22 protein-coding genes are annotated in these 19,078 nt (G+C 59.6%); all 22 read left to right on the forward strand.

From position 1 onward, the window contains the following. The first annotated feature begins 2 nt into the window (after positions 1–2). The 22 genes from LPB73_RS26855 to fliQ all read left to right on the forward strand — a co-directional run bounded on the left by LPB73_RS26855 (position 3) and on the right by fliQ (position 19,008). Positions 3–323 carry a flagellar hook-basal body complex protein FliE gene (locus LPB73_RS26855; RefSeq protein WP_068729891.1) on the forward strand — a complete coding sequence of 107 codons (321 nt, stop codon included), beginning with the start codon at positions 3–5 and terminating at the stop codon, positions 321–323. Positions 324–332: 9 nt separating this feature from the next. Beyond that, the gene (flgG, locus tag LPB73_RS26860) at positions 333–1,121 is read left to right on the forward strand and encodes a flagellar basal-body rod protein FlgG (protein ID WP_089263432.1); all 789 of its coding nucleotides are present in this window, start codon (positions 333–335) and stop codon (positions 1,119–1,121) included. Positions 1,122–1,145: 24 nt separating this feature from the next. Beyond that, positions 1,146–1,622 carry a flagellar basal body P-ring formation chaperone FlgA gene (gene flgA / locus LPB73_RS26865; protein ID WP_231078757.1) on the forward strand — a complete coding sequence of 159 codons (477 nt, stop codon included), beginning with the start codon at positions 1,146–1,148 and terminating at the stop codon, positions 1,620–1,622. Continuing rightward, on the forward strand, positions 1,622–2,719 hold the full coding sequence (gene flgI / locus LPB73_RS26870; protein WP_184520050.1) for a flagellar basal body P-ring protein FlgI: 1,098 nt from the start codon (positions 1,622–1,624) through the stop codon (positions 2,717–2,719). The genes flgA and flgI overlap by 1 nt, the downstream gene beginning before the upstream one ends. A gap of 65 nt (positions 2,720–2,784) precedes the next feature. Next, a complete protein-coding gene (locus LPB73_RS26875) occupies positions 2,785–3,441 on the forward strand; it encodes a MotE family protein (protein WP_231078758.1) in 657 nt (218 codons plus the stop codon). Positions 3,442–3,446: 5 nt separating this feature from the next. Continuing rightward, positions 3,447–4,142 (forward strand): flagellar basal body L-ring protein FlgH, encoded by a 696-nt coding sequence (gene flgH, locus LPB73_RS26880; RefSeq protein WP_089263698.1) that lies wholly within the window; start codon positions 3,447–3,449, stop codon positions 4,140–4,142. Positions 4,143–4,154: 12 nt separating this feature from the next. Continuing rightward, complete coding sequence (locus tag LPB73_RS26885) at positions 4,155–4,640, forward strand: flagellar basal body-associated FliL family protein (protein WP_120287544.1); 486 nt, start codon at positions 4,155–4,157, stop codon at positions 4,638–4,640. Then, complete coding sequence (gene fliP, locus LPB73_RS26890; RefSeq protein ID WP_068729883.1) at positions 4,637–5,371, forward strand: flagellar type III secretion system pore protein FliP; 735 nt, start codon at positions 4,637–4,639, stop codon at positions 5,369–5,371. Before LPB73_RS26885 ends, fliP begins: the two co-directional genes overlap by 4 nt. A gap of 222 nt (positions 5,372–5,593) precedes the next feature. Continuing rightward, positions 5,594–6,892: a flagellin gene (locus LPB73_RS29160; RefSeq protein WP_305801565.1), complete on the forward strand. Its 1,299-nt coding sequence runs from the start codon at positions 5,594–5,596 to the stop codon at positions 6,890–6,892. Positions 6,893–7,021: 129 nt separating this feature from the next. Beyond that, entirely contained in the window at positions 7,022–8,665 is a 1,644-nt protein-coding gene (gene fliF / locus LPB73_RS26905) for a flagellar basal-body MS-ring/collar protein FliF (RefSeq protein ID WP_120287542.1), read from the forward strand. Further along, positions 8,662–9,357: a hypothetical protein gene (locus tag LPB73_RS26910; RefSeq protein ID WP_231078759.1), complete on the forward strand. Its 696-nt coding sequence runs from the start codon at positions 8,662–8,664 to the stop codon at positions 9,355–9,357. The genes fliF and LPB73_RS26910 overlap by 4 nt, the downstream gene beginning before the upstream one ends. 1 nt (position 9,358) lies before the next feature. Further along, positions 9,359–10,696 carry a MotB family protein gene (locus LPB73_RS26915; protein WP_175369213.1) on the forward strand — a complete coding sequence of 446 codons (1,338 nt, stop codon included), beginning with the start codon at positions 9,359–9,361 and terminating at the stop codon, positions 10,694–10,696. Next, positions 10,693–11,880 carry a chemotaxis protein gene (locus tag LPB73_RS26920; protein ID WP_231081262.1) on the forward strand — a complete coding sequence of 396 codons (1,188 nt, stop codon included), beginning with the start codon at positions 10,693–10,695 and terminating at the stop codon, positions 11,878–11,880. Before LPB73_RS26915 ends, LPB73_RS26920 begins: the two co-directional genes overlap by 4 nt. Beyond that, positions 11,877–13,106, forward strand: a complete 1,230-nt coding sequence (locus LPB73_RS26925) for a flagellar hook-length control protein FliK (protein ID WP_231078760.1) — start codon at positions 11,877–11,879, stop codon at positions 13,104–13,106. The genes LPB73_RS26920 and LPB73_RS26925 overlap by 4 nt, the downstream gene beginning before the upstream one ends. A 43-nt stretch (positions 13,107–13,149) precedes the next feature. Beyond that, a complete protein-coding gene (locus tag LPB73_RS26930; protein WP_231078761.1) occupies positions 13,150–13,635 on the forward strand; it encodes a transglycosylase SLT domain-containing protein in 486 nt (161 codons plus the stop codon). Positions 13,636–13,709: 74 nt separating this feature from the next. Further along, positions 13,710–14,960 (forward strand): flagellar hook protein FlgE, encoded by a 1,251-nt coding sequence (locus LPB73_RS26935; RefSeq protein WP_068729872.1) that lies wholly within the window; start codon positions 13,710–13,712, stop codon positions 14,958–14,960. A gap of 32 nt (positions 14,961–14,992) precedes the next feature. Next, complete coding sequence (flgK, locus tag LPB73_RS26940) at positions 14,993–16,462, forward strand: flagellar hook-associated protein FlgK (RefSeq protein WP_231078762.1); 1,470 nt, start codon at positions 14,993–14,995, stop codon at positions 16,460–16,462. 5 nt (positions 16,463–16,467) lie between these two features. After that, positions 16,468–17,511 carry a flagellar hook-associated family protein gene (locus LPB73_RS26945; protein WP_175369209.1) on the forward strand — a complete coding sequence of 348 codons (1,044 nt, stop codon included), beginning with the start codon at positions 16,468–16,470 and terminating at the stop codon, positions 17,509–17,511. A gap of 40 nt (positions 17,512–17,551) precedes the next feature. After that, the gene (flaF, locus tag LPB73_RS26950; RefSeq protein ID WP_068729866.1) at positions 17,552–17,899 is read left to right on the forward strand and encodes a flagellar biosynthesis regulator FlaF; all 348 of its coding nucleotides are present in this window, start codon (positions 17,552–17,554) and stop codon (positions 17,897–17,899) included. 8 nt (positions 17,900–17,907) lie between these two features. Beyond that, positions 17,908–18,315, forward strand: coding sequence for a flagellar biosynthesis repressor FlbT (flbT, locus tag LPB73_RS26955; RefSeq protein ID WP_120288068.1), 408 nt, complete (start codon positions 17,908–17,910; stop codon positions 18,313–18,315). Positions 18,316–18,330: 15 nt separating this feature from the next. Next, a complete protein-coding gene (gene flgD, locus LPB73_RS26960; RefSeq protein ID WP_231078763.1) occupies positions 18,331–18,738 on the forward strand; it encodes a flagellar hook assembly protein FlgD in 408 nt (135 codons plus the stop codon). Positions 18,739–18,741: 3 nt separating this feature from the next. Next, on the forward strand, positions 18,742–19,008 hold the full coding sequence (gene fliQ / locus LPB73_RS26965; protein ID WP_089263448.1) for a flagellar biosynthesis protein FliQ: 267 nt from the start codon (positions 18,742–18,744) through the stop codon (positions 19,006–19,008). Positions 19,009–19,078 lie beyond the last annotated feature (70 nt).

Here is a 19,078-nt window from a genome sequence, read left to right on the forward strand (position 1 = left end):
CCATGCTTGAAGCGGTATCCTCAGTCATCAGCAGTGCTGGTGAGCTCGCCAAAACCAGCGAAGTCATCAATTCCGCGACACCCGCGGTGCAGCCCGGTGCGGCCACCGTCGGTTTCAACAACGTCCTCGAACAGGTCGCAGCCGATGCCATCGGTTCGATCAAAGCCGGCGAAGCCGCGTCAATCCAGTCCATCCACGGCAAGCTCTCGGCACAGAAGGTGGTCGAGGCGGTCATGTCTGCCGAACGGTCATTGCAGATGGCTGTCGCCGTCCGCGACAAGGTCGTTCAGGCGTATCAAGAAGTCAGCCGAATGGCGATTTGAGGTTTAATCATGAGAGCTCTGGCCATTGCTGCCACCGGTATGGGCGCGCAGCAGCTTAATGTCGAAGTGATCGCGAATAATATCGCGAATATCAATACGACCTCGTACAAGCGATCCCGCGCGGAATTCACCGATCTGTTCTATCAGATCGACCGCGCGCAGGGCGTTCCCAACCGAAGCGGTGAGGGCGCAGTACCTGAAGGCGCAAAGCTCGGTCTCGGCGTGCGTTCGGCTGCCGTGCGCAAGCTGCATCTGCAGGGCGCCATGGCGCAGACTGGCAACACTTATGACATGGCCATTAATGGCCGCGGCTGGTTCCAGATCGCCGGTCCGAATGGTGAGACACTCTACACACGCGCCGGTGCATTCAACCTGAATGAAAACCGCCAGCTGGTGACGCCGGACGGCTATCTGGTGACGCCTGCGATCATCGTCCCGCAGAATGCCGTGGATGTCACTGTCAACGAGTCTGGCCAGGTCTTCGCGAAGGTCGACGGAACCGTTGCGCCTGTTCAGCTCGGGCAACTCTCGCTCGCGAACTTCTCCAATGAAGCCGGTCTGGATCCACTGGGCGGCAATCTCTATCGCGAGACGGTTTCATCCGGCGTGCCCGTTGTGGGCTTCGCAGGCGACATTGGCTACGGCAAGCTGCATCAACACTATCTCGAGAGTTCGAACGTCGATCCGGTGAAGGAAATCACTGAGCTGATATCGGCGCAGCGTTCTTATGAAATGAATTCCAAGGTCATCCAGGCGGCTGACGAGATGGCATCGACCATTTCGAAGGGCATGCGGTAATCCACAGAACGGGATCTCGGCCTGATGCGCGCAGTTACCATCGTTACCCGCTGGGTCGTGAGCCTCGTGCTCGCGGCCGGCATTGCAAGCGTCGCTCAGGCCGCGGACGAGTCTGTCCGCTATCCGGTGCCGGCTACAGCGATCTATCCCGGTGACGTCATCAGGGATGAAATGATCATGGATCGCAATTTTGCGCCCAATATTCAGGGCGCAAGTGCATTCATCAACGACCGTGCGTCCCTCGTTGGCCGCATCGCGCGTCGTACACTGTTGGCGGGGCACCTGATTCCGATCAACGGTCTCGAAGATCTGAAGGCCGTCACCCGCGGGGCTGTGGTGAAGGTGCTCGTCGAGGATGATGGGCTCATTATCGTCACCTATGCAACATCCCTGCAGTCGGGCAGCGCCGGCATGATGGTGCAGCTTCGCAACCTCGATACCGGAGTCACTATCCGGGGCATCGTCCAGCAGGACGGATCAGTACGGATTCAGAACGGATGATGCTGCGTCTCCTTTGCGGTCTCCTGCTTTCGCTTTCGATCTCGGCGGCAGATGCCGCTGTGCGTGTGAAGGACATCGCCAATCTCAAGGGCGTGCGGGAGAACCAAATCCTCGGCTATGGCCTTGTGATCGGCCTCAAGGGCACCGGTGACACGTTGCGCAACGCGCCGTTCACCGAACAATCGTTGCAATCGATGCTCGACAATATGGGCATCAATATCCGTGGCACCTCGTTGCGCACGCGCAACGTTGCCGCCGTCGTTGTGACGGCCGATCTGCCGCCGTTTGTCGCGGGTGGTTCGCGAATCGACGTCGCGATCTCGTCATTGGGCGACGCATCATCCCTGCTTGGTGGAACGTTGGTGATGACGCAGTTACGCGGCGCCGATGGCGAAACCTATGCTGTCGCGCAAGGTGCTATCGCTGTAGGCGGTTACAACGTCGAAGGCGCTGCACAAACGCTTAGCCAGGGCGTGGCCACAGCTGGCCGTATCCCAAATGGCGCGCTGATCGAACGTGAAGTCAAGGGGCGTTTCAGCGAGATGGAATCGCTCATTCTTGAGCTAAAGAATCCGGATTTCGTCACCGCAACGCGTATCATGGACGCGATCAACGCGCATAGTAGCGGCCGTTACCAGAAGGTCGTGGCCTTCGAGCGCGATTATCGCACCATCGTGCTGTCGCGCCCACGCTCGACCGCGCCGGTGCGGTTTATCGCCGAAATCGAGGAGCTACTGGTCGAGCCGGATTCGCCGGCGCGAGTGGTGGTCGACGAACGCACGGGAACGGTGGTCATCGGCCGGAATGTACAGATTTCGACAGTCGCGGTCACCCATGGAAATCTGTCGGTGCGAATCACCGAGGCGCCGATCGTGTCGCAACCGAACCCATTCGCGCGCGGCGAGACGAAGGTGGTGCCGCAAACCTTCATCGAAGCTAACGAGCCCGGCGCCAAGATCGCCATTCTGCGTGGTGCGGACTTGCAGCGTCTGGTGCGTGGTCTCAATCAAATCGGCCTGAAACCGCAGGGAATCATCGCGATCTTGCAGGCGATCAAGGCGGCCGGCGCGCTGCAAGCGGAACTCGTCATCCAGTAAGCCCGGGTCAGCGTCACGCAAGCCAAAGCGTGCAACGCTCGCTCAGCTGAATCACGAGAACACGAATGGCGCGCGTCGCAAATCGATCGATCAAGTTTCTCATGCTGGTCGGTATGGTGCTGTCCACACAGGCATCGGCCGAACCCGAGCAGAAGCTCTCAAAGCCGCTGAACCTCGGTGAATTTGCAAAGACGCCGCAAGTCGCGCGCCCACGCCCGGCTGCCAACAAGCAGGACCCGGTGGTGCGTCCGCCAGCCGATTCGGCGCTGATCACGGGCGCAATCGACAAAAAGGATAGCGCAGCCGCGAACTCCCAGGAATCCGACGTCGCGCGCTTTTGCGGCAATATCGCAGACCAGGCACTCGATGCCCGGGTGGCGTGGCAGCAGAAAGAGCTGGAAGCGACGGAATCCAAGCTGAAGCTGCGCATTGCCGAACTTGAGGCCAAGCGTGCCGAATATGAGGAATGGCTGAAGTTGCGCGAAGAATTCCTCAAAAAGGCGGAAGATAACGTCGTCGAAATCTACTCGCGCATGAATCCGGAAGCTGCGGCGCAGCAGATTGCCAGCATGGCTGATGACACGGCAGCTGCTGTTCTCGCCAAGCTGCGCGTTCGCGTTGCCAGCGCGATCCTCAATGAAATGGAACCGGCACGTGGCGCACATCTCGCTGACACGCTTGCCGGGATGCGTCGCACCGACGACGGGAAAGCCAAGAAATGATGTGGTTGAGAGTGATTCTGATTCCGGTCGCACTGTCGTGCCTGACCGGTTGCGCCAGTAATCTCGCCGAGGTTGGCCAGGCGCCCTACATGTCGCCGATCGGCAACGGTATGCAGGTCGATGCGCGCGCAATTCCGATCGAGAGACGAGCCTATCGTAGCGCGGGCCCTCACTCGATCTGGAATGACCGCAAGGACCTCTACCGCGATTCCCGGGCAACGCGGGTCGGCGATCTGCTGACCGTGAATATTCTGATGAACGATAAGGCGATCCTTGATAACAAGACGGATCGGTCGCGGGACTCGCAGATCAAGGTTGAGTCCGATTACTCGGCCAATATCGCCAAATGGCTCTCGGCGGGAAATTTCGATACCAACGTCAAGTCCCAGTCGTCGAACAAGGGCGCTGGCAAGATCGACCGGAACGAAGAAGTACGTTTCTCGGTGGCTGCCGTCGTTGTCGACGTACTCCCGAACGGCAATCTCCTGGTTAGCGGTTCGCAGGAGATGCGCGTCAATTACGAAATGCGCATCGTCAATGTCGGCGGCATCGTGCGCCCGATCGATATCAGCCGCAACAACACCATCGCCTATGAGAAGATCGCCGAAGCCCGCATTTCGTATGGCGGGCGAGGCCGGTCCATGGAAGTGCAGCAGCCGAACTGGGGTCAACAGGTTTACGACCAGGTCGCGCCGTTCTGATGGGAATCGATCATGGCCGATAACACAGCGAATGAAGGCCAGCGCCCAGGATTCATGCAGTGGTTTGGCGCCCTGCTGCTTGTCACGGCGCTCTCGGTCGGGGCTGGAGCGCTGGCAAGCCTGCATCTGATGTCGACGTTCCAGCGCATCAGTGAAAGCCAGAAGGAAGTCCCAGAGAAACCGATCTCGTCGGCCTTCAATGCCAATGATCGTCTGCGCAAGATCACGCCGGTCGTGACCAATCTGGCGGCGCCGCCAAATGCCTGGATCCGCATGGAGGCATCGATCGTAACCGATAAATTGACCGAGGAGGAGGCGAGCATCGTGGTCGCTCGCATAGGTGAGGATGTTGCAGCCTATCTGCGCACGCTCACACCCGCGCAGATCGAGGGTGCCCGCGGCCTGCAATATCTGCGCGAAGACCTGAATGAGCGCGCGCTTACGCGTTCGAGCGGCAGGGTTCGTGAGTTGATTATCGAGACGCTGGTGGTGCAATGAAGCGTATCATTCCGATCCTGCTCCTGGTGCTTCTGCCGACGGCTGCAGTGGCGCAGGTTCCGGATCTGTCGACCTTGCTTCCGCAGGGCGAGGGTAGTGCGAGCGGCCGAATCATCCAGATGGTCGCGCTGCTGACGGTGCTGTCACTGGCGCCGGGCCTGCTCATCATGGTGACGAGCTTCACGCGCTTCGTCGTCGCACTCTCATTCCTGCGCACAGGGCTTGGCCTGCAAACCACGCCGGCCAATATCGTGATGATCAGCCTTGCGCTGTTCCTCACATTCTATGTGATGGCACCGACCTTCGATCGCGCGTGGCAGAACGGCCTTCAGCCCCTGATGAAGAATGAGATCACAGAGCAGGAAGCCTATTCGCGTGTCACAGATCCGTTTCGGGATTTCATGCTGCAGCACGTACGTGAAAAGGATCTGCAAACCTTCGAGAACCTTGCTGCCGAAAGCATGAAGATCAAACTCGAAGGTCAGCGGATCGATCTGCGAATCATCATTCCGGCTTTCATGGTGTCGGAGCTTCGCCGCGCATTCGAGATCGGATTTCTTGTCGTCATGCCATTTCTGGTGATCGACATGATCGTTGCAACACTAACGATGTCGATGGGCATGATGATGATGCCGCCCACGGTGTTCGCGCTACCGTTCAAGGTACTATTCTTCGTATTGATCGACGGCTGGAATTTGCTCGCAGTTGGTCTTGTGAAGTCGTTTCTCTAGATCATTTGATTCATCACAAGGTAAGTGACGAATCAAATGATCGCTGTTAACTATACGAGCCGCCGCTCCCTTCAGCTTTGGGTAAGGTTTGGCGGCTAGCTTGCAATTCACGACAGGTTGGGTCGATCAGATATCGACATTCCAAAGGCATGATGCCGCCCTCTCGTACCGGTGAAAGTCCGGTATGTCCCCAGCAAATCAATCAAATTAAAGGGACATACGATGTCTAGCTTGATGACCAACTCCCAGGCCATGACCGCGCTGCAGACTCTGCGCTCGGTCGATGCCAACCTCTCCACCACGATGAACCGCATCTCGACCGGCTATCGCGTGGCGACCGCGTCGGACAACGCCGCTTACTGGTCGATCGCTACCACGATGCGTTCGGACGTTCAGGCTCTGGGCGCCGTGCAGGACGCTCTCGGTCTCGGCGCTGCGACCATCGACACGATGTATACCGGCCTCGAAGGCACGGTTGACGTCGTCTCGTCGATCAAGGAAAAACTGGTTGCTGCCCGTACCCCGGGTGTTGACCGCGCCAAGATCCAGAGTGAAATCACCGAACTCCAGAAGCAGCTGAAGAACACCGCCGACTCGGCCGTGTTCAACGGTGAAAACTGGATCTCGGTCGACTCACAGGACCCCACCTACAACTCGACCAAGTCGGTCGTGTCGTCCTTCTCCCGCGCCGGCGGTGTCGTTTCGGTGGACACGCTCACCATCGACCTCGACGCCATCAAGCTCTACGATACAACGCTGGACGCCGCCTACATCACGGCTCACGCTGCCGCCACGACGTCGACCCTCGTTTTCGATCCGGCCACCGTCGGTGCGGCTGGCCCGCCCGCGACGACCACGGGCACGATCGCTTTCGCCGTCACGCCTCTTGGTGGAGCTGTCACGACGACCACGATCAACGTGTCGCAGACTTCCACGGTTCAGGACATCGCCAAGGCACTTAACGGTTTGGGCATCCAGGGCCTCACTGTTGGTGTCAATGCCGATGGCAAGACGCTTGAGATCAAGAACGCCAGCACGACCTCGATCGCCACCACAAGCACCAATGGCGGTGCGACCGGCGGTACCGTTGCGTTACAGCCAGCGGTTACCGCCAATGTGGCGACCCAAAAAGGCGTTCTTGACCAGACCTACGACGTCTACAAGAATGGTGGCTGGACTACCTTCAGCGTCGCTAATCTGGACATCTCGAAGTTCACCGATAGCGCCTCCGATCTGACTGCGCTCGAGACTTACATCTCTGGTACAGACAAAGCGCTGAGCAAGATCACCGATGCCGCCACCAATCTCGGCGCCATCAAGAACCGCATTGGTCTGCAGCAGGACTTCGTGAAGACCCTGACCGACTCGCTCGATCGCGGTATCGGCCAGCTCGTCGACGCAGACATGAACGCCGAATCGACCCGCCTCCAGGCCTTGCAGACGCAGCAGCAGCTGGGCATCCAGGCGCTGTCGATCGCCAACGCCGGCAGCCAGAGCATCCTGTCGCTGTTCCGCGGCTAATCGCTCTCGCATCGTGAATGGGAATGGCCGCGACCGTCATAGGTCGCGGCCATTTCGCTTTCCGGCTCTCCGTAACCCTCGGACAAGCTTCACAATCGATGATCGATTCGGAAGTGGGCAGGGGTATTTATGGTCAATCGCGAGCACGCGCAGAAGCTCTGGAACAATCTGCTTGAGCTGGGTACGAAGCGTCTCATTCTGCTCGCGGTGGTTGGCCTCGCTGTGTTTGGCGGCGTTGGCGGCGGCGCGTACTACATAAGCCGACCGGAATACAATGTTCTCTATTCGGGTCTTAGCCGCGAGGACGTGACGCGTGTCAGCTCGGTGCTGCGCGACGCGAATATCGCTTTCGATCTGAATACGGCAGGCGATACCGTCTACGTTCGTCCCGGACAGACCGCGCAGGCGCGTACGCTGCTGGCCGACAAGGGCCTGCCCAGCACCACCGGCGGCGGTTATGAGCTGTTCGACAAGATTGGCTCGCTCGGCCTGACGTCGTTCATGCAGGAAATCACGCGCGTGCGTGCGCTCGAGGGCGAGATTGCGCGGACAATCCAGGTTCTCAAAGGCGTCAAGGCAGCCCGCGTCCATATCGTGATGCCTGCGCGCGGCTCGTTCCGGCGTGAGCAGTCGCCGCCGTCGGCTTCGGTCGTATTGCGAACGGATGGTCCGGCGGATGCACGCACGGCACGTTCGGTGCGCCATCTCGTGGCTGCGGCCGTGCCGGGGATGACCGCGGACAAGGTCACCGTGCTCGACAGCGACGGGTCGCTGCTCTCGGATGATGACGGCAGCGGCAGCGTCGGGGCAACGCCGACCACGATGGCGAACTTGCAGAAGGTTGTGAGTCGCTCGATCCAGGAGAATGTCAGCCGGGCACTGACGCCCTATCTGGGGCTCGATAATTTTGAGGTCAGCGTTGCAACCCAGCTGTCGACCGACAAGAAACAGACCAATGAGACGGTCTACGATCCGGATTCGCGGGTGCAGCGCTCCGTACGCGCTGTGCGAGAGAAGGAAACGTCGCAGAGCCTCGATCGGCAGCAGCCGACAACCGTTCAGCAGAACCTGCCAGATCAGCAAGTCAATGCGACCGGCGCCAAGAATCAGAATGACGAGAAGCAGCGCCGCGAAGACATCACCAATTACGAAGTTTCGTCGAAGACGGTGACGACCACGAGCGATGGTTTCGTGGTGAACAAGATGTTCCTTGCCGTTCTGGTCAATCGGCCGCGTCTCATTGCGAGCCTTGGCGACAAGGTGAGCGATGCTGCGATCGAAGCCAAGGTCGCGGAGATCTCGCAGATTGCTGCGACCGCAGCTGGCATCGATCGCCCGCGTGGCGACCAGATTCAGGTTTCGGCGGTCGAATTCATGGAAGGTGCGCGCGATCTCGCGCCGGTGCCGTCGATCACCTTCACAGAGGTGATGATGCGCCAAGCGGGCAGTCTCGTGAGCGCCATCACCATTCTAGCCGTGGCCGGCATGCTGATCTGGTTCGGTCTGCGCCCCGCGATCAATACGATCCTGGCCAGCGCGAAGACGGACGAGACAACGCAGTTCCAGGCGGAGACGAATGCGCTGCTCAGTGGCGGCAGCACGATGGCGGCCGCGGCTCTGTCAGGAGGCGAGGCTCCGCCCAATCTTATCCAGGATGTCTCGAGCAGTATGCAGAATACGCCACAGAAGCGGCTGGAACAGATCATCCAGCTTGATGAGAAGCAGGCGGCAGCGATTCTGAAACAATGGATCAGACAAGAGGAAGCGGTATGAGCGCAGAGCAAGTCGCACGTCTGATCGCCGATTTCGATCGACCGGAGCCGCCGAAAACACGCAGCCGCGTCGTTCCGTTCGACCATCTGCATCACTCCAGCGTGCAGCCGCAACATCAGCCGCTTCTGCAGAAGGCAAAGCAGCAACCGTCGTTTCAACCGCAGCCGCAGATGCATCCAAAGCCGCCCCTCGTGCAGGAGGATGATGGCTATGAGCGCGGTCGCGCCGAAGGCTATGCGAGTGCACTCGCCGAGTTCGAACGGCGCATTGAGCAGGAGAAGCAGGCACTTGCGGCACAGGCCGCCGAAGAACGGCAGCAACTGCTCAACGAAACGGCGGCCAAGCTCGTCGGCGATATCGCCGAAATGGGTGATCAATTGCAGGGAAGAATCGCCGGCGTAGCGGCTCGACTTCTCGAGCCGCTCATCAGTAACGCCGTGCAGAAACAGGCCGTCACTGCGTTCATCGAGCATCTGTCGTCAATCACGACCGATAGCCGCCGCCCGGTCCTGCGCATCACAGGCCCATCGGAGCTGCTCGAACTGATCCGCAGCAAGCTCGGCGTCCGTGCAATCGCATCGGAATTGCGTGTCGGCCCCGAGGCGGAAGCGTCGATTGTCGTTGATCAGATCGTGCTTGAGACTCAGCTCAAGGTTTGGACCGAACGACTGAAGATGGCGGTCCAGAGCTGAGATGGCCGATCCGCTTCCGCCAGAAATAGTGATCATCCGCCGCCGCAGTTCGCTCGAGAGCGGCGAGACGAAGAACAGTGTCTGGAAAATCGCTTACGCCGACTTCATGACGGCGATGATGGCATTCTTCCTGGTGATGTGGCTGATCAATGCCACCAATCAGGAAACGCGCGAAAGCGTGGCCACCTACTTCAACCCGATCAAGCTGACGGACTCGACGCCGGATCGCAAGGGCATCAACGATGCCCGGCGGGTTGACCCCGGCAAGGCCGTGGAAGGCGAGAGCAAGTGGCCGCACCCGGAGCCAGGTCAGCCGACGGATGCGCTTGCGCGCCCGCAGCCTCCGCAGCCACGCTATGGCGAGGCGACGTTGTTTCGCGATCCTTATGCTGTACTCTCGGAGATTGCCGGCGGTCCTCCGCGTCCGGGACAGACCAGTGCGGCGCTCGACCCAAATCGCAAAGAAGGGCTGAAGGGCGGGGAGGCCTATCGAGATCCGTTCGATCCGATCAACTGGCCGATGGCGTCGATCTCGTCGCTCGAGAAGAAGCTGTCGGGACGCAAGGACGCGGGTAGCCTACCATTCGGCGAAGATGTTGCTGCCGCGGCGAGCGAGGGTCAGGAGCCGCGCCCGCTCGATGCCAAGCCTGATGCCACCGGCACCCCGGGGCAAGAGATGTCCGGATCGAATTCAACTCCCGCGAAATCCGACAAGCAGGAGGCACCGAAGCCCGCCGGGTTGTTTGCCGACGATGGCGACAAGTCCAATCCGGCAGCGGGTCGTCCGCAACCGGCGCAGGCAGACAAGACTGCAGCGCCGGCTGACAAATCCCCGGCGCAGCCTGACAAGGCGCCCGCCCAGCAAGAAAAAGCCCAACCGATGGACGCCGCCAAGCTCCAGGCAGCAATTTCGGCGGCGCTGGCCGCCATTGGACCGGCGCGTCCGGTGGCCGAAGTGAGGGAAACCCCCGAAGGACTTCTGATCAATCTGACGGACGACGTGAACTACGGAATGTTTGCCAACGGCTCGGCCGAGCCCACGCCCGGTCTCGTTCGTGCGCTCGACAAGATCACGCCGATGATTGCGCAGAACCGCGGCCAGGTCATCGTGCGTGGTCACACCGATAGCCGTGTCTATCGCACGTCGGAATATGACAATTGGCGGCTTTCGACCGCGCGTGCGCATATGGCGTATCACATGCTGGTGCGCGGCGGCCTCGACGCCGGGCGGGTCGAGCGCATCGAGGGCTATGCGGACCGCCGGCCGAAAATTCAGAACGACCCGCTTGCCGCGCAGAACCGGCGGATCGAGCTTCTGATCCGTGCTCCCGTGCTATGACCAGCGCCAGGATCATTGCAGCAACGCTTCTAGCCTGTCTTGGCAGTGCACATGCGCAGCCGGCCGACGACCAAATGCGCGAGCCGTATCAGATGGTTCGTTCATTGCAGATGCTGCAAGATCAGATCGCGCGCGGCGATCTCGACGCTCACAATTCCCAACCCGCCCTGCTGAAGCGCTTGGGTGAGAACTTCCTGAAAGCCGATGCCACCGTCTGGAAGGAGCCGCGCAATTCGCGTGCAGCTGTCACCTTCCTCTTGAGTGGCGGGTCGCCGCAAGTGGTTGCGAGCCTCCGCTCCCGCAACGTGCTGAATATTGACGAGGCTATTGTCGATGGCGCCATCGCTTATGTCGAAGGGCGCACGGACGAAGCGAAGTCGAAGCTCGCCAATATCAAGCCACGCAGCCTGCCTGCGGCACTCGGTGCCGAGATCGCGCTGGTGCAATCGGCACTGGTTGCACAGGACGACCTGAAGGTCGCGATCGCATTGCTTGACGAGGTGCGGCTGATGATGCCGGGCACGCTGGTCGAGGAAGCGGCACTGCGTCGGGAGATTTTCATCGTCGGACAGGACGACGACTTCGACAAGTTCGAAGCCCTCGCGGTGCGCTACTTTCGCCGATATAGGCATTCTATCTATGCAGGCAATTTCCGCCAGCGCTTTGCGCTCTCTGTGGCACGCTTCAGCTTCGTACAGCGCCCCGATCGTTTCCCGCGTCTTGTCGCTGTGCTCGATCATCTTGATCGGGCGAGCCAGCGGGCACTCTATCTTCTTATTGCAAGAACGGCATTGGTTCGCGGCAAGACTGAAATGACAGTGCTCGCCGCCGACCGTGTATTCGCATTGTCCGATGACGACAGCGCCGAGCGCGTACGCGCGCGCCTGTACCGGGCCGCGGCACGCGTTGCCACATCTGCACACAGTACGGCAATCGCCGAGCTTGAGCAGATCGACAAGGCAAAACTATCCGAACGTGATGTCGAACTGCAAAGCGCGGCGCTTGCCATTGGACTGAATGTTCGAAAGGCGCTGCCGGAGGCAAAAGCCAAGAGCGACGGAAGCAGCGAAGCGAAGACGGCCATGCGGCCGCGCATTGATTTCAGCCGCTCTCTCGCTGCCGTCGATCGGGCACAAAAGTTGCTCGATGCGTCGCAGGAACAATTAAAGGAGAAGGTCCGATGAACAATGCTGATCTCCTGATGGCAGCGCTTCGCCAGACAGCGGCCGGAAAGGCTGGGACGAAAGGCGGATTGAACGGCGGTGCCCATGCCAAGGACGGCAAGGAGAAGGCCGATCACTTTCGCGAGCAGCTCCGTCTGGTCTCAAAGGAGACCAAAACAGTCACGCCGCATGTTGCCAAGACAGCCGATAACGCGAAAATCGTCGACGCAAAGCCGATACTCGACGCGGCATCCGTTCTTGCGGAATTGACCGGTGAAGTCGCGCAAAAGCCAAACGTCAGCGACGATCAAGCTGATGATGACGATTCAAAGGCCACGAAGGGCGACGAGAGCGCGACAAAATCTGCACCCTGGCGCGGACCGGATCCCGCGCTTAGCGCGGTAATGGCCAAACTCGATCACGCACACTCACCTTTGCCAAGTGATGACAAGGCGGCGTCTCGCATTTCGGTATCGGACGTGAAGGCAGATGATGCTCCGCGCGATCCCACGAAGCTCATTCACGCCGCAACAGCCGACGTGCCTGACGCCGATGCGGCCACCACGCATCGATTTACGTTGGCGGTCGAGACGACGGATACCAAGCCGCTTCCGGTTGCGAAGGCGGTCGTCCGTGAGCAAGAGACGCATTTCGAACCCGTGCAACAGGTGACGACGCTGCAGAAGATCGTCGATCGGATGGCTACTGATCTGGTGATCGTCGCATCATCTGAAGGGGCTCGCGTGGCTGACGCGCCGGGGCTCGAAACGAACAAAGCTGCGGATAGCCGGCCGGTGCGCATGATGACGCTCGAACTCGATCCGCCCAATCTCGGCTCTGTCACGGTGAAGATGCGGCTTGCCGGCGATTCCGTGGAGATTCATCTCACTGCGGATCGCTACGAAACCACGCAGATGCTGCGGCAGGAACGCGGTGCGCTCACCGACGCCATGCAGTCGGCTGGCTACACGTTCGACATCGCGGCGATCGATCATACCCGCACCCCCGACGCAAATCTGAACAACGGTCAGCAGCAACAGCAACAACAAGCGCCGTCCGATCAACGTTCTTCGCTGCCGTCGTCAGGCGGATCGCAGGCGGACGGTGGTTCTTCGGGCCGGTCGTCCGGCGATGCGCAGAGCGGCGCACGGCATAACAGGCAGGATCATGAGCAATCGCCAAGGTCGTCGGAGCGGCAGCAGGATCAGAATAGTAATCGGGTTCGCAGCAGCACTGTTTATATCTAGCGCTGTAACGGACGCTCGAGCCGGGGGGCCGTGCGAACGGGAGATGGCGCGCGCGGCACGCCGCCACAATGTGCCACTCGGCGTTCTCTTTGCGGTCGGTCTCAGCGAGACCGGGCGCAAGGGTGTGCTGAATCCCTATGCGCTCAATGTCGATGGCCGGACGGTGCTCGCCACCGATCTGCGCAATGCCGTTGCGCGTTTCGCCGAGGAGAAGAGCAGGGGCGCCAAGCTGGTCGATCTCGGCTGCATGCAGATCAATCATCGCTATCACGGGGAAAAATTTCCAAGTGTAGAGGCGATGTTCGATCCCGCGCGCAATGTCGACTACGCCGCACGATTTCTGAAAGACCTGCGTGAGCGCGAGGGAAACTGGACGATGGCTGTCGCGCGCTACAATGCTGGGCCGACCAATATTGTCGGCCAAAAACGCTACATCTGCAGTGTTATCGGCAGCCTTGTCGCGAGCGGATTTGGGTCGTGGACGAGCAAGGCCCGAGATTTTTGCGCCGAGCGCACTGCGTCACGATGACCCTGTGGATAACCGCCAGCCTCGCGCAAGCAACTTCAACTCTAATACTTCACACGTGAAACGGAGGATAATCGATGAGTCTGTATGGGGTGATGCGCACAGGCGGCTCCGGCATGAACGCGCAGTCGAACAAACTGGCGACGGTCGCTGACAATATCGCGAACGTGAATACCACGGGCTACAAGCGCGCCTCGACGGAATTCTCTTCTCTGATCCTTCGCAGCGGAACCGGAAACTACAATTCCGGTAGTGTCGAGACGCAGGTTCGTTACGCGATCTCTGATCCCGGTACGATGAATTACACGACGTCCGCGACCGATTTGGCGATCCAGGGCAACGGATTCTTTGTTGTCAGCGACGCAGGAGGCACGCCTTACCTCACGCGCGCTGGCTCTTTCGTTCCGGATGGCCAGGGGAATCTCTACAATACCGGTGGCTACTATCTGATGGGCTACAACATCAAGAATGGCGCCCAGCCGAACGTCGTTGCCAACGGCCTCGGCAATCTCGAGGTCGTAAACATCGCGCAGCAGTCCTTGCTGGGAAATCCGACGACCCAGGCAGGCATCAGTAGCGCCAACCTGGATTCCAATGCTGCGATCAGCGCCGGACCGCCGAACTTTACGTCGAAAACGTCGGTCATCACCTACGATAATATTGGAAATGCGGTGAAACTTGACATGTACATGTTCAAGACAGCCGCCAATACATGGGATGTGCAGATCTACAACAGCGCAGGCGCGGCAGCAGGCGGCGGCTTCCCCTATGCAGCCGGGTCGCAGCTGGGCACCACCCAGACATTTACCTTCGACGTCAGCGCCACCGGCAAGGGCCGCCTCGCTGCCGCGAGCCCGACCTCGATGGCCTTCACAATCCCGGGCGGCTCGCCCGTCACTTTCGATATGTCGAGTATGACGCAGGTCGCAGACGAGTTCCAGTTCAAGGCCACGACCAACGGCAATGCGCCGAGCGCGCTCGACCGTGTGGAGGTGAGCTCAGACGGCACCATGTATTCGATCTTCGACGACGGCACGCGAATCGCGAGCTACAAGATCCCGCTGGCGACGGTACCGAGTCCCGACAATCTCTCGCCCGAAGTCGGGAATGTCTATTCGATCAGCACCAACTCCGGCAACATCCAGGTCGATTTCGCGGGCAATAGCGGTCTCGGTACCATCAAGCCGGAAGCGCTCGAAGCATCCAACGTCGATCTGGCCAACGAGCTCACGGCGATGATCGAGTCGCAGCGTGGCTACACCGCGAATTCCAAGGTGTTCCAGACCGGCGCGGACCTGCTCGACGTACTCGTCAACCTGAAGCGCTGACGCACAGCGCGGATCACTGACGGGAGTCTCCAATGTCACTTACGGTCGCACTCAATTCGGCCCGCTCGTCGCTTATGGCGTCGGGCGTCCAGTCTTCCGTCATCTCGCGCAACGTCGCCGGCCTGCATCAGGACGGTTACTCCCGCAAGAATGCTCTGATCGTTTCCCAGCCGGGCAGCGGTGTCTATGTCAGTGGTATTCAGCGGGCCGCCAGCGCCGGTCTGTTCAACAATGTCGTCAAGGCGGTATCGAACACCGCACAGCAGGATGCCCTTTATAACGGTCTGCAGAAGGTTGCGGCTGTCACCATCGACGACCCCGAGCTCGATCAGTCTGCCGCGGCGCAACTGGCCAAGCTGAAAAGCGCCCTGCAGCAATATGCATCGGCGCCGGATAACGTAACGTTCGCGAATTCCGCCGTCACGGCGGCCAAAAATGTTGCCGCATCGCTGAACGATTCGACCAACACCGTGCAGACTGTTCGCGCGGATGCCGACGCCGAAATGGCGACGTCGGTCGGGAATATCAATCAGCTTCTGGCGCAATTCGAGACGGTCAATACGGCGATCATCAAGGGAACGATCTCCGGCTCCGACGTCACCGACTACCTTGATACGCGCGATAGTATCCTGTCGAAGCTGTCCCAGGAGGTTGGGATCACGTTTGCCACCCGCGCAAACAATGACATGGTTGTCTATACGGATTCCGGGGTCACGTTGTTCGAGCGAACCGCTCGCTCCGTAACCTTCGCTCCGACAAATTCCTACACGGCCGCCACAACGGGCAACGCTGTGGTCGTCGATGGCGTTCCCGTTACCGGCGCTAACGCGATCATGCCGATCGGCTCCGGCAAGCTCGCTGGTCTCGCGACGCTTCGCGACGACAAGATGGTGACCTATCAGAATCAGCTCGACGAAGTTGCGCGCGCCGTGATCGAGATTTTTGCCGAGAAGGATCAGAGTGCTGCCGCTGGACCAGACCAAACCGGCCTCTTCACCTATGCCGGTGGACCCGGAATGCCGACCACGGGCGTGATCAATACCGGGCTCGCCGGGACGATCAAGGTGACGGCCCTGGTCGATCAGGCCCTTGGCGGCAATCCGAGCCTGATCCGCGATGGTGGGATCAATGGCGTCAATTATGTCTACAATGCCGGCGGTGAGGCGGGTTTCTTCGCCCGCATTCAGGGCCTCGTCGATGGCATGGCGGCATCCCGAACCTATGATCCGGCCGCGCTCGGCAAGCCTAGCGGCAGCCTCATCGACTTTGCCGGCTCCTCGGTGAGTTGGCTGGAATCGCAACGCAAGAGCGTCGGCGACGACGCCACCTATAGCCAGACGCTCCTGGAGCGCAGCGCCGATGCGTTGTCGAACGTCAATGGCGTCAACATGGATGATGAGATGACCTTCATGTTGCAGGTCGAACGCACTTTCTCGGCATCGTCGAAACTGATCTCAACGATCGACGACATGCTGAAAGAACTTCTGATGGCGGTGGGGTAATCGATATGGCTACAAATTTCATTTCATCGAACTCGATCTCGACCACCCTGCGCATCTCCGCGTCGAAAAGCCAGGTGGCGATCTCAAAGGCCACCAAGGAGGCGACGACAGGAAGGCTCGCTGACATCGGGGGGAGTCTTGGTGCACTCACGGGTCGCGACGTGACCCTGCGTGCGGAGCTTCTCGATATGGAGAAAATCGTCGATACCAATGCACTCGTGAGTGCCCGCCTGGACGTCACGCAGGAGCGTGTTTCGCAATTGATCGAGACGGCACAGTCCTTCCAGAAGGATTTGCTGGCGGCGCGCAATTCGGCAAATGGCGGCGTCATCATCGCCCAGCCGGCAGCGTCGAACCTCCAGTCGCTTCTCACGACGCTCAATGTTTCGATGGACGGACAGTATCTGTTCGCCGGCATCAACACGGCGCAACAGCCGATGACGCCTTATCAGACCGGTTCGGCCAGCAAGACGGCGATCGATGCGGCTTTTACTGCCGCTTTTGGTTTTCCGCCCGGTGACGTGGCTGCCGTAAATATCACCCCCGCCGCCATGAATAACTTCCTCGACAATGCGTTTGCGACCGAGTTCGACGATCCGGCCTGGGGAACGAACTGGTCGTCGGCATCCGATCAGGTCATGCGCAGTCGCATCTCTACGACACAAACCGTCGATTCCTCCGCCAGCGCCAATGACAAGGCATTCCGGAACCTGGCGATGGCCTACACGATGCTCAGCGGGCTTGGTCTGGAAACTCTGAATCAGAGCGCGTTCCAGGCCGTTACAGACAAGGCGCTGCTGCTGGTCGGCGGTTCGGTGTCCGACCTCGCGAGTGTCGGTGCACGCCTCGGCACCGCGCAGGAACAGACGACAAATGCAACCAGTCGTCTCAAGGTGCAGACCGACATCGTCAACAAGCAGATCAACGCGATGGAAGTGGTCGATCCGGAAGAGGCATCCGTCCGGGTCAACTCCCTGAAAAATCAGTTGGAGATGTCGCATGCGCTGACCGCGCAAATTCAGAACCTCAGCATCCTTAATTATCTCTGATAGGTGGGCTGATCTATGAAGCAACAGGTTATCGATTGAAATGACACTGGCAGGTTACGACGCGGAAATCGAGGATAGCGGCCGCGAGGCGCGATCCAGAGAACAACAAGCGCTCAATCATGGAATTAAACTACTTCAGAAAATCCAGAGCGGAGCGCTTGCTTCATCCGAAGAAACAGATGCCTTACTCTATATTCGTAATCTCTGGACCTTCTTCATACAAGATCTGTCGAATCCACGAAACGGCCTGCCGGAGCAGTTGCGAGCGCAACTGATTTCGATTGGTCTCTGGGTCATCAAGGAAGCCGAGCGCCTCCGGGAAGGGCAGTTGTCGGACGTGAGCGATCTCGTTGCGATCAATATCGTCATCCGGGATTCGCTGGCATGAAGAAGCCAATGTGCATATCGCTGCGATCGGGTGAGAAAATCTATATTAACGGCGCAGTTTTGCGGGTCGACCGCAAGGTGACACTGGAACTGATCAACGACGTGACTTTCCTGCTGGAAAGCCAGGTCATGCAGGTCGCCGATGCGACAACGCCGCTTCGGCAGCTCTATTTCGTCGTGCAACTGATGTTGATGAGCCCGAGCGATATCGAACAGGCGCGTGCGGTCTTTGGACATCAGCGCTGCGCGATCTACGCGGCGGCCGACAACAAGGAATTGTTGCAGGGCCTCGATGCGATCGAGGAGCTCGTCGAGGCGAAGCGCTATTACGAGGCGTTGCGGAAGATACGGGCTCTGTTCGAAGTCGAACAGGCGATCCTGAGCGGCGCCGACATGCTGCTGCCGGTCGTAGCCTAACCAAGGGAGAGCGAGATGATCGTCAACGGCGTAGATACCACGAAATCCACAACAAACACGACGTCGACGACGTCGTCGACCAATATGATCGACTACAATGGCTTCCTGCAGCTTCTGATCGCGCAGATGCGCAACCAGGATCCCACCAATCCGACCGATTCAACCGAATATATGAGCCAGCTTGCACAGCTGTCGTCCGTCGAGCAGGCGGTTCAGACCAATGCAAAGCTCGATACGCTGCTGTCGACCAGCGCAATGTCTCAGGCCGAAGGGCTGATCGGTCGCACCGCGTCGTTCACGGACGAATCCGGCACGAACACGACCGGTAAGATTAAGGAAGTCTATATCATCCAGGGCGGCGCGGTCGCGACGCTCGAGAACGGGGTCAAGGTTTCTCTTGGACCCGGCATCACGATCAGCTGAGCCATGAACGAGCGCGACGCCCTCGATATCGCCCAACAGGCGATCTGGACCATCATCGTTGCCGCCGGCCCGGCGGTTGGTTCCGCGATGTTCGTCGGCATCGTCATTGCCCTCCTGCAGGCGCTGACCCAGGTGCAGGAAATGACGTTGACCTTCATCCCCAAGATCGTGGTGATGTTGATCGTGGTCGCCGTCACCGGCTCCTTCATGGGAGCCCATATCTTCGCCTTCACCGAAGTGCTCTACGGCCGGATCGAGCGCGGCTTCTAGCCGCCACCGTCTTCACCATCTTCACGCAAGGTCGGCGCTGCACAGTGCGGCCATGATATTCGCGCGAGAC

The sequence above is a fragment of the Tardiphaga sp. 37S4 genome (genome assembly GCF_021044645.1).
Classification (GTDB): domain Bacteria; phylum Pseudomonadota; class Alphaproteobacteria; order Rhizobiales; family Xanthobacteraceae; genus Tardiphaga; species Tardiphaga robiniae.

What these genes read in the sequence shown, in the direction of transcription:
- LPB73_RS26855 (WP_068729891.1), top strand. Translation starts at nt 3, where the DNA reads ATGCTTGAAGCGGTATCCTCAGTCATCAGCAGTGCTGGTGAGCTCGCC.
- flgG (WP_089263432.1), top strand. Translation starts at nt 333, where the DNA reads ATGAGAGCTCTGGCCATTGCTGCCACCGGTATGGGCGCGCAGCAGCTT.
- flgA (WP_231078757.1), top strand. Translation starts at nt 1,146, where the DNA reads ATGCGCGCAGTTACCATCGTTACCCGCTGGGTCGTGAGCCTCGTGCTC.
- flgI (WP_184520050.1), top strand. Translation starts at nt 1,622, where the DNA reads ATGCTGCGTCTCCTTTGCGGTCTCCTGCTTTCGCTTTCGATCTCGGCG.
- LPB73_RS26875 (WP_231078758.1), top strand. Translation starts at nt 2,785, where the DNA reads ATGGCGCGCGTCGCAAATCGATCGATCAAGTTTCTCATGCTGGTCGGT.
- LPB73_RS26885 (WP_120287544.1), top strand. Translation starts at nt 4,155, where the DNA reads ATGGCCGATAACACAGCGAATGAAGGCCAGCGCCCAGGATTCATGCAG.
- fliP (WP_068729883.1), top strand. Translation starts at nt 4,637, where the DNA reads ATGAAGCGTATCATTCCGATCCTGCTCCTGGTGCTTCTGCCGACGGCT.
- LPB73_RS29160 (WP_305801565.1), top strand. Translation starts at nt 5,594, where the DNA reads ATGTCTAGCTTGATGACCAACTCCCAGGCCATGACCGCGCTGCAGACT.
- fliF (WP_120287542.1), top strand. Translation starts at nt 7,022, where the DNA reads ATGGTCAATCGCGAGCACGCGCAGAAGCTCTGGAACAATCTGCTTGAG.
- LPB73_RS26910 (WP_231078759.1), top strand. Translation starts at nt 8,662, where the DNA reads ATGAGCGCAGAGCAAGTCGCACGTCTGATCGCCGATTTCGATCGACCG.
- LPB73_RS26915 (WP_175369213.1), top strand. Translation starts at nt 9,359, where the DNA reads ATGGCCGATCCGCTTCCGCCAGAAATAGTGATCATCCGCCGCCGCAGT.
- LPB73_RS26920 (WP_231081262.1), top strand. Translation starts at nt 10,693, where the DNA reads ATGACCAGCGCCAGGATCATTGCAGCAACGCTTCTAGCCTGTCTTGGC.
- LPB73_RS26925 (WP_231078760.1), top strand. Translation starts at nt 11,877, where the DNA reads ATGAACAATGCTGATCTCCTGATGGCAGCGCTTCGCCAGACAGCGGCC.
- LPB73_RS26930 (WP_231078761.1), top strand. Translation starts at nt 13,150, where the DNA reads ATGGCGCGCGCGGCACGCCGCCACAATGTGCCACTCGGCGTTCTCTTT.
- LPB73_RS26935 (WP_068729872.1), top strand. Translation starts at nt 13,710, where the DNA reads ATGAGTCTGTATGGGGTGATGCGCACAGGCGGCTCCGGCATGAACGCG.
- flgK (WP_231078762.1), top strand. Translation starts at nt 14,993, where the DNA reads ATGTCACTTACGGTCGCACTCAATTCGGCCCGCTCGTCGCTTATGGCG.
- LPB73_RS26945 (WP_175369209.1), top strand. Translation starts at nt 16,468, where the DNA reads ATGGCTACAAATTTCATTTCATCGAACTCGATCTCGACCACCCTGCGC.
- flaF (WP_068729866.1), top strand. Translation starts at nt 17,552, where the DNA reads ATGACACTGGCAGGTTACGACGCGGAAATCGAGGATAGCGGCCGCGAG.
- flbT (WP_120288068.1), top strand. Translation starts at nt 17,908, where the DNA reads ATGTGCATATCGCTGCGATCGGGTGAGAAAATCTATATTAACGGCGCA.
- flgD (WP_231078763.1), top strand. Translation starts at nt 18,331, where the DNA reads ATGATCGTCAACGGCGTAGATACCACGAAATCCACAACAAACACGACG.
- fliQ (WP_089263448.1), top strand. Translation starts at nt 18,742, where the DNA reads ATGAACGAGCGCGACGCCCTCGATATCGCCCAACAGGCGATCTGGACC.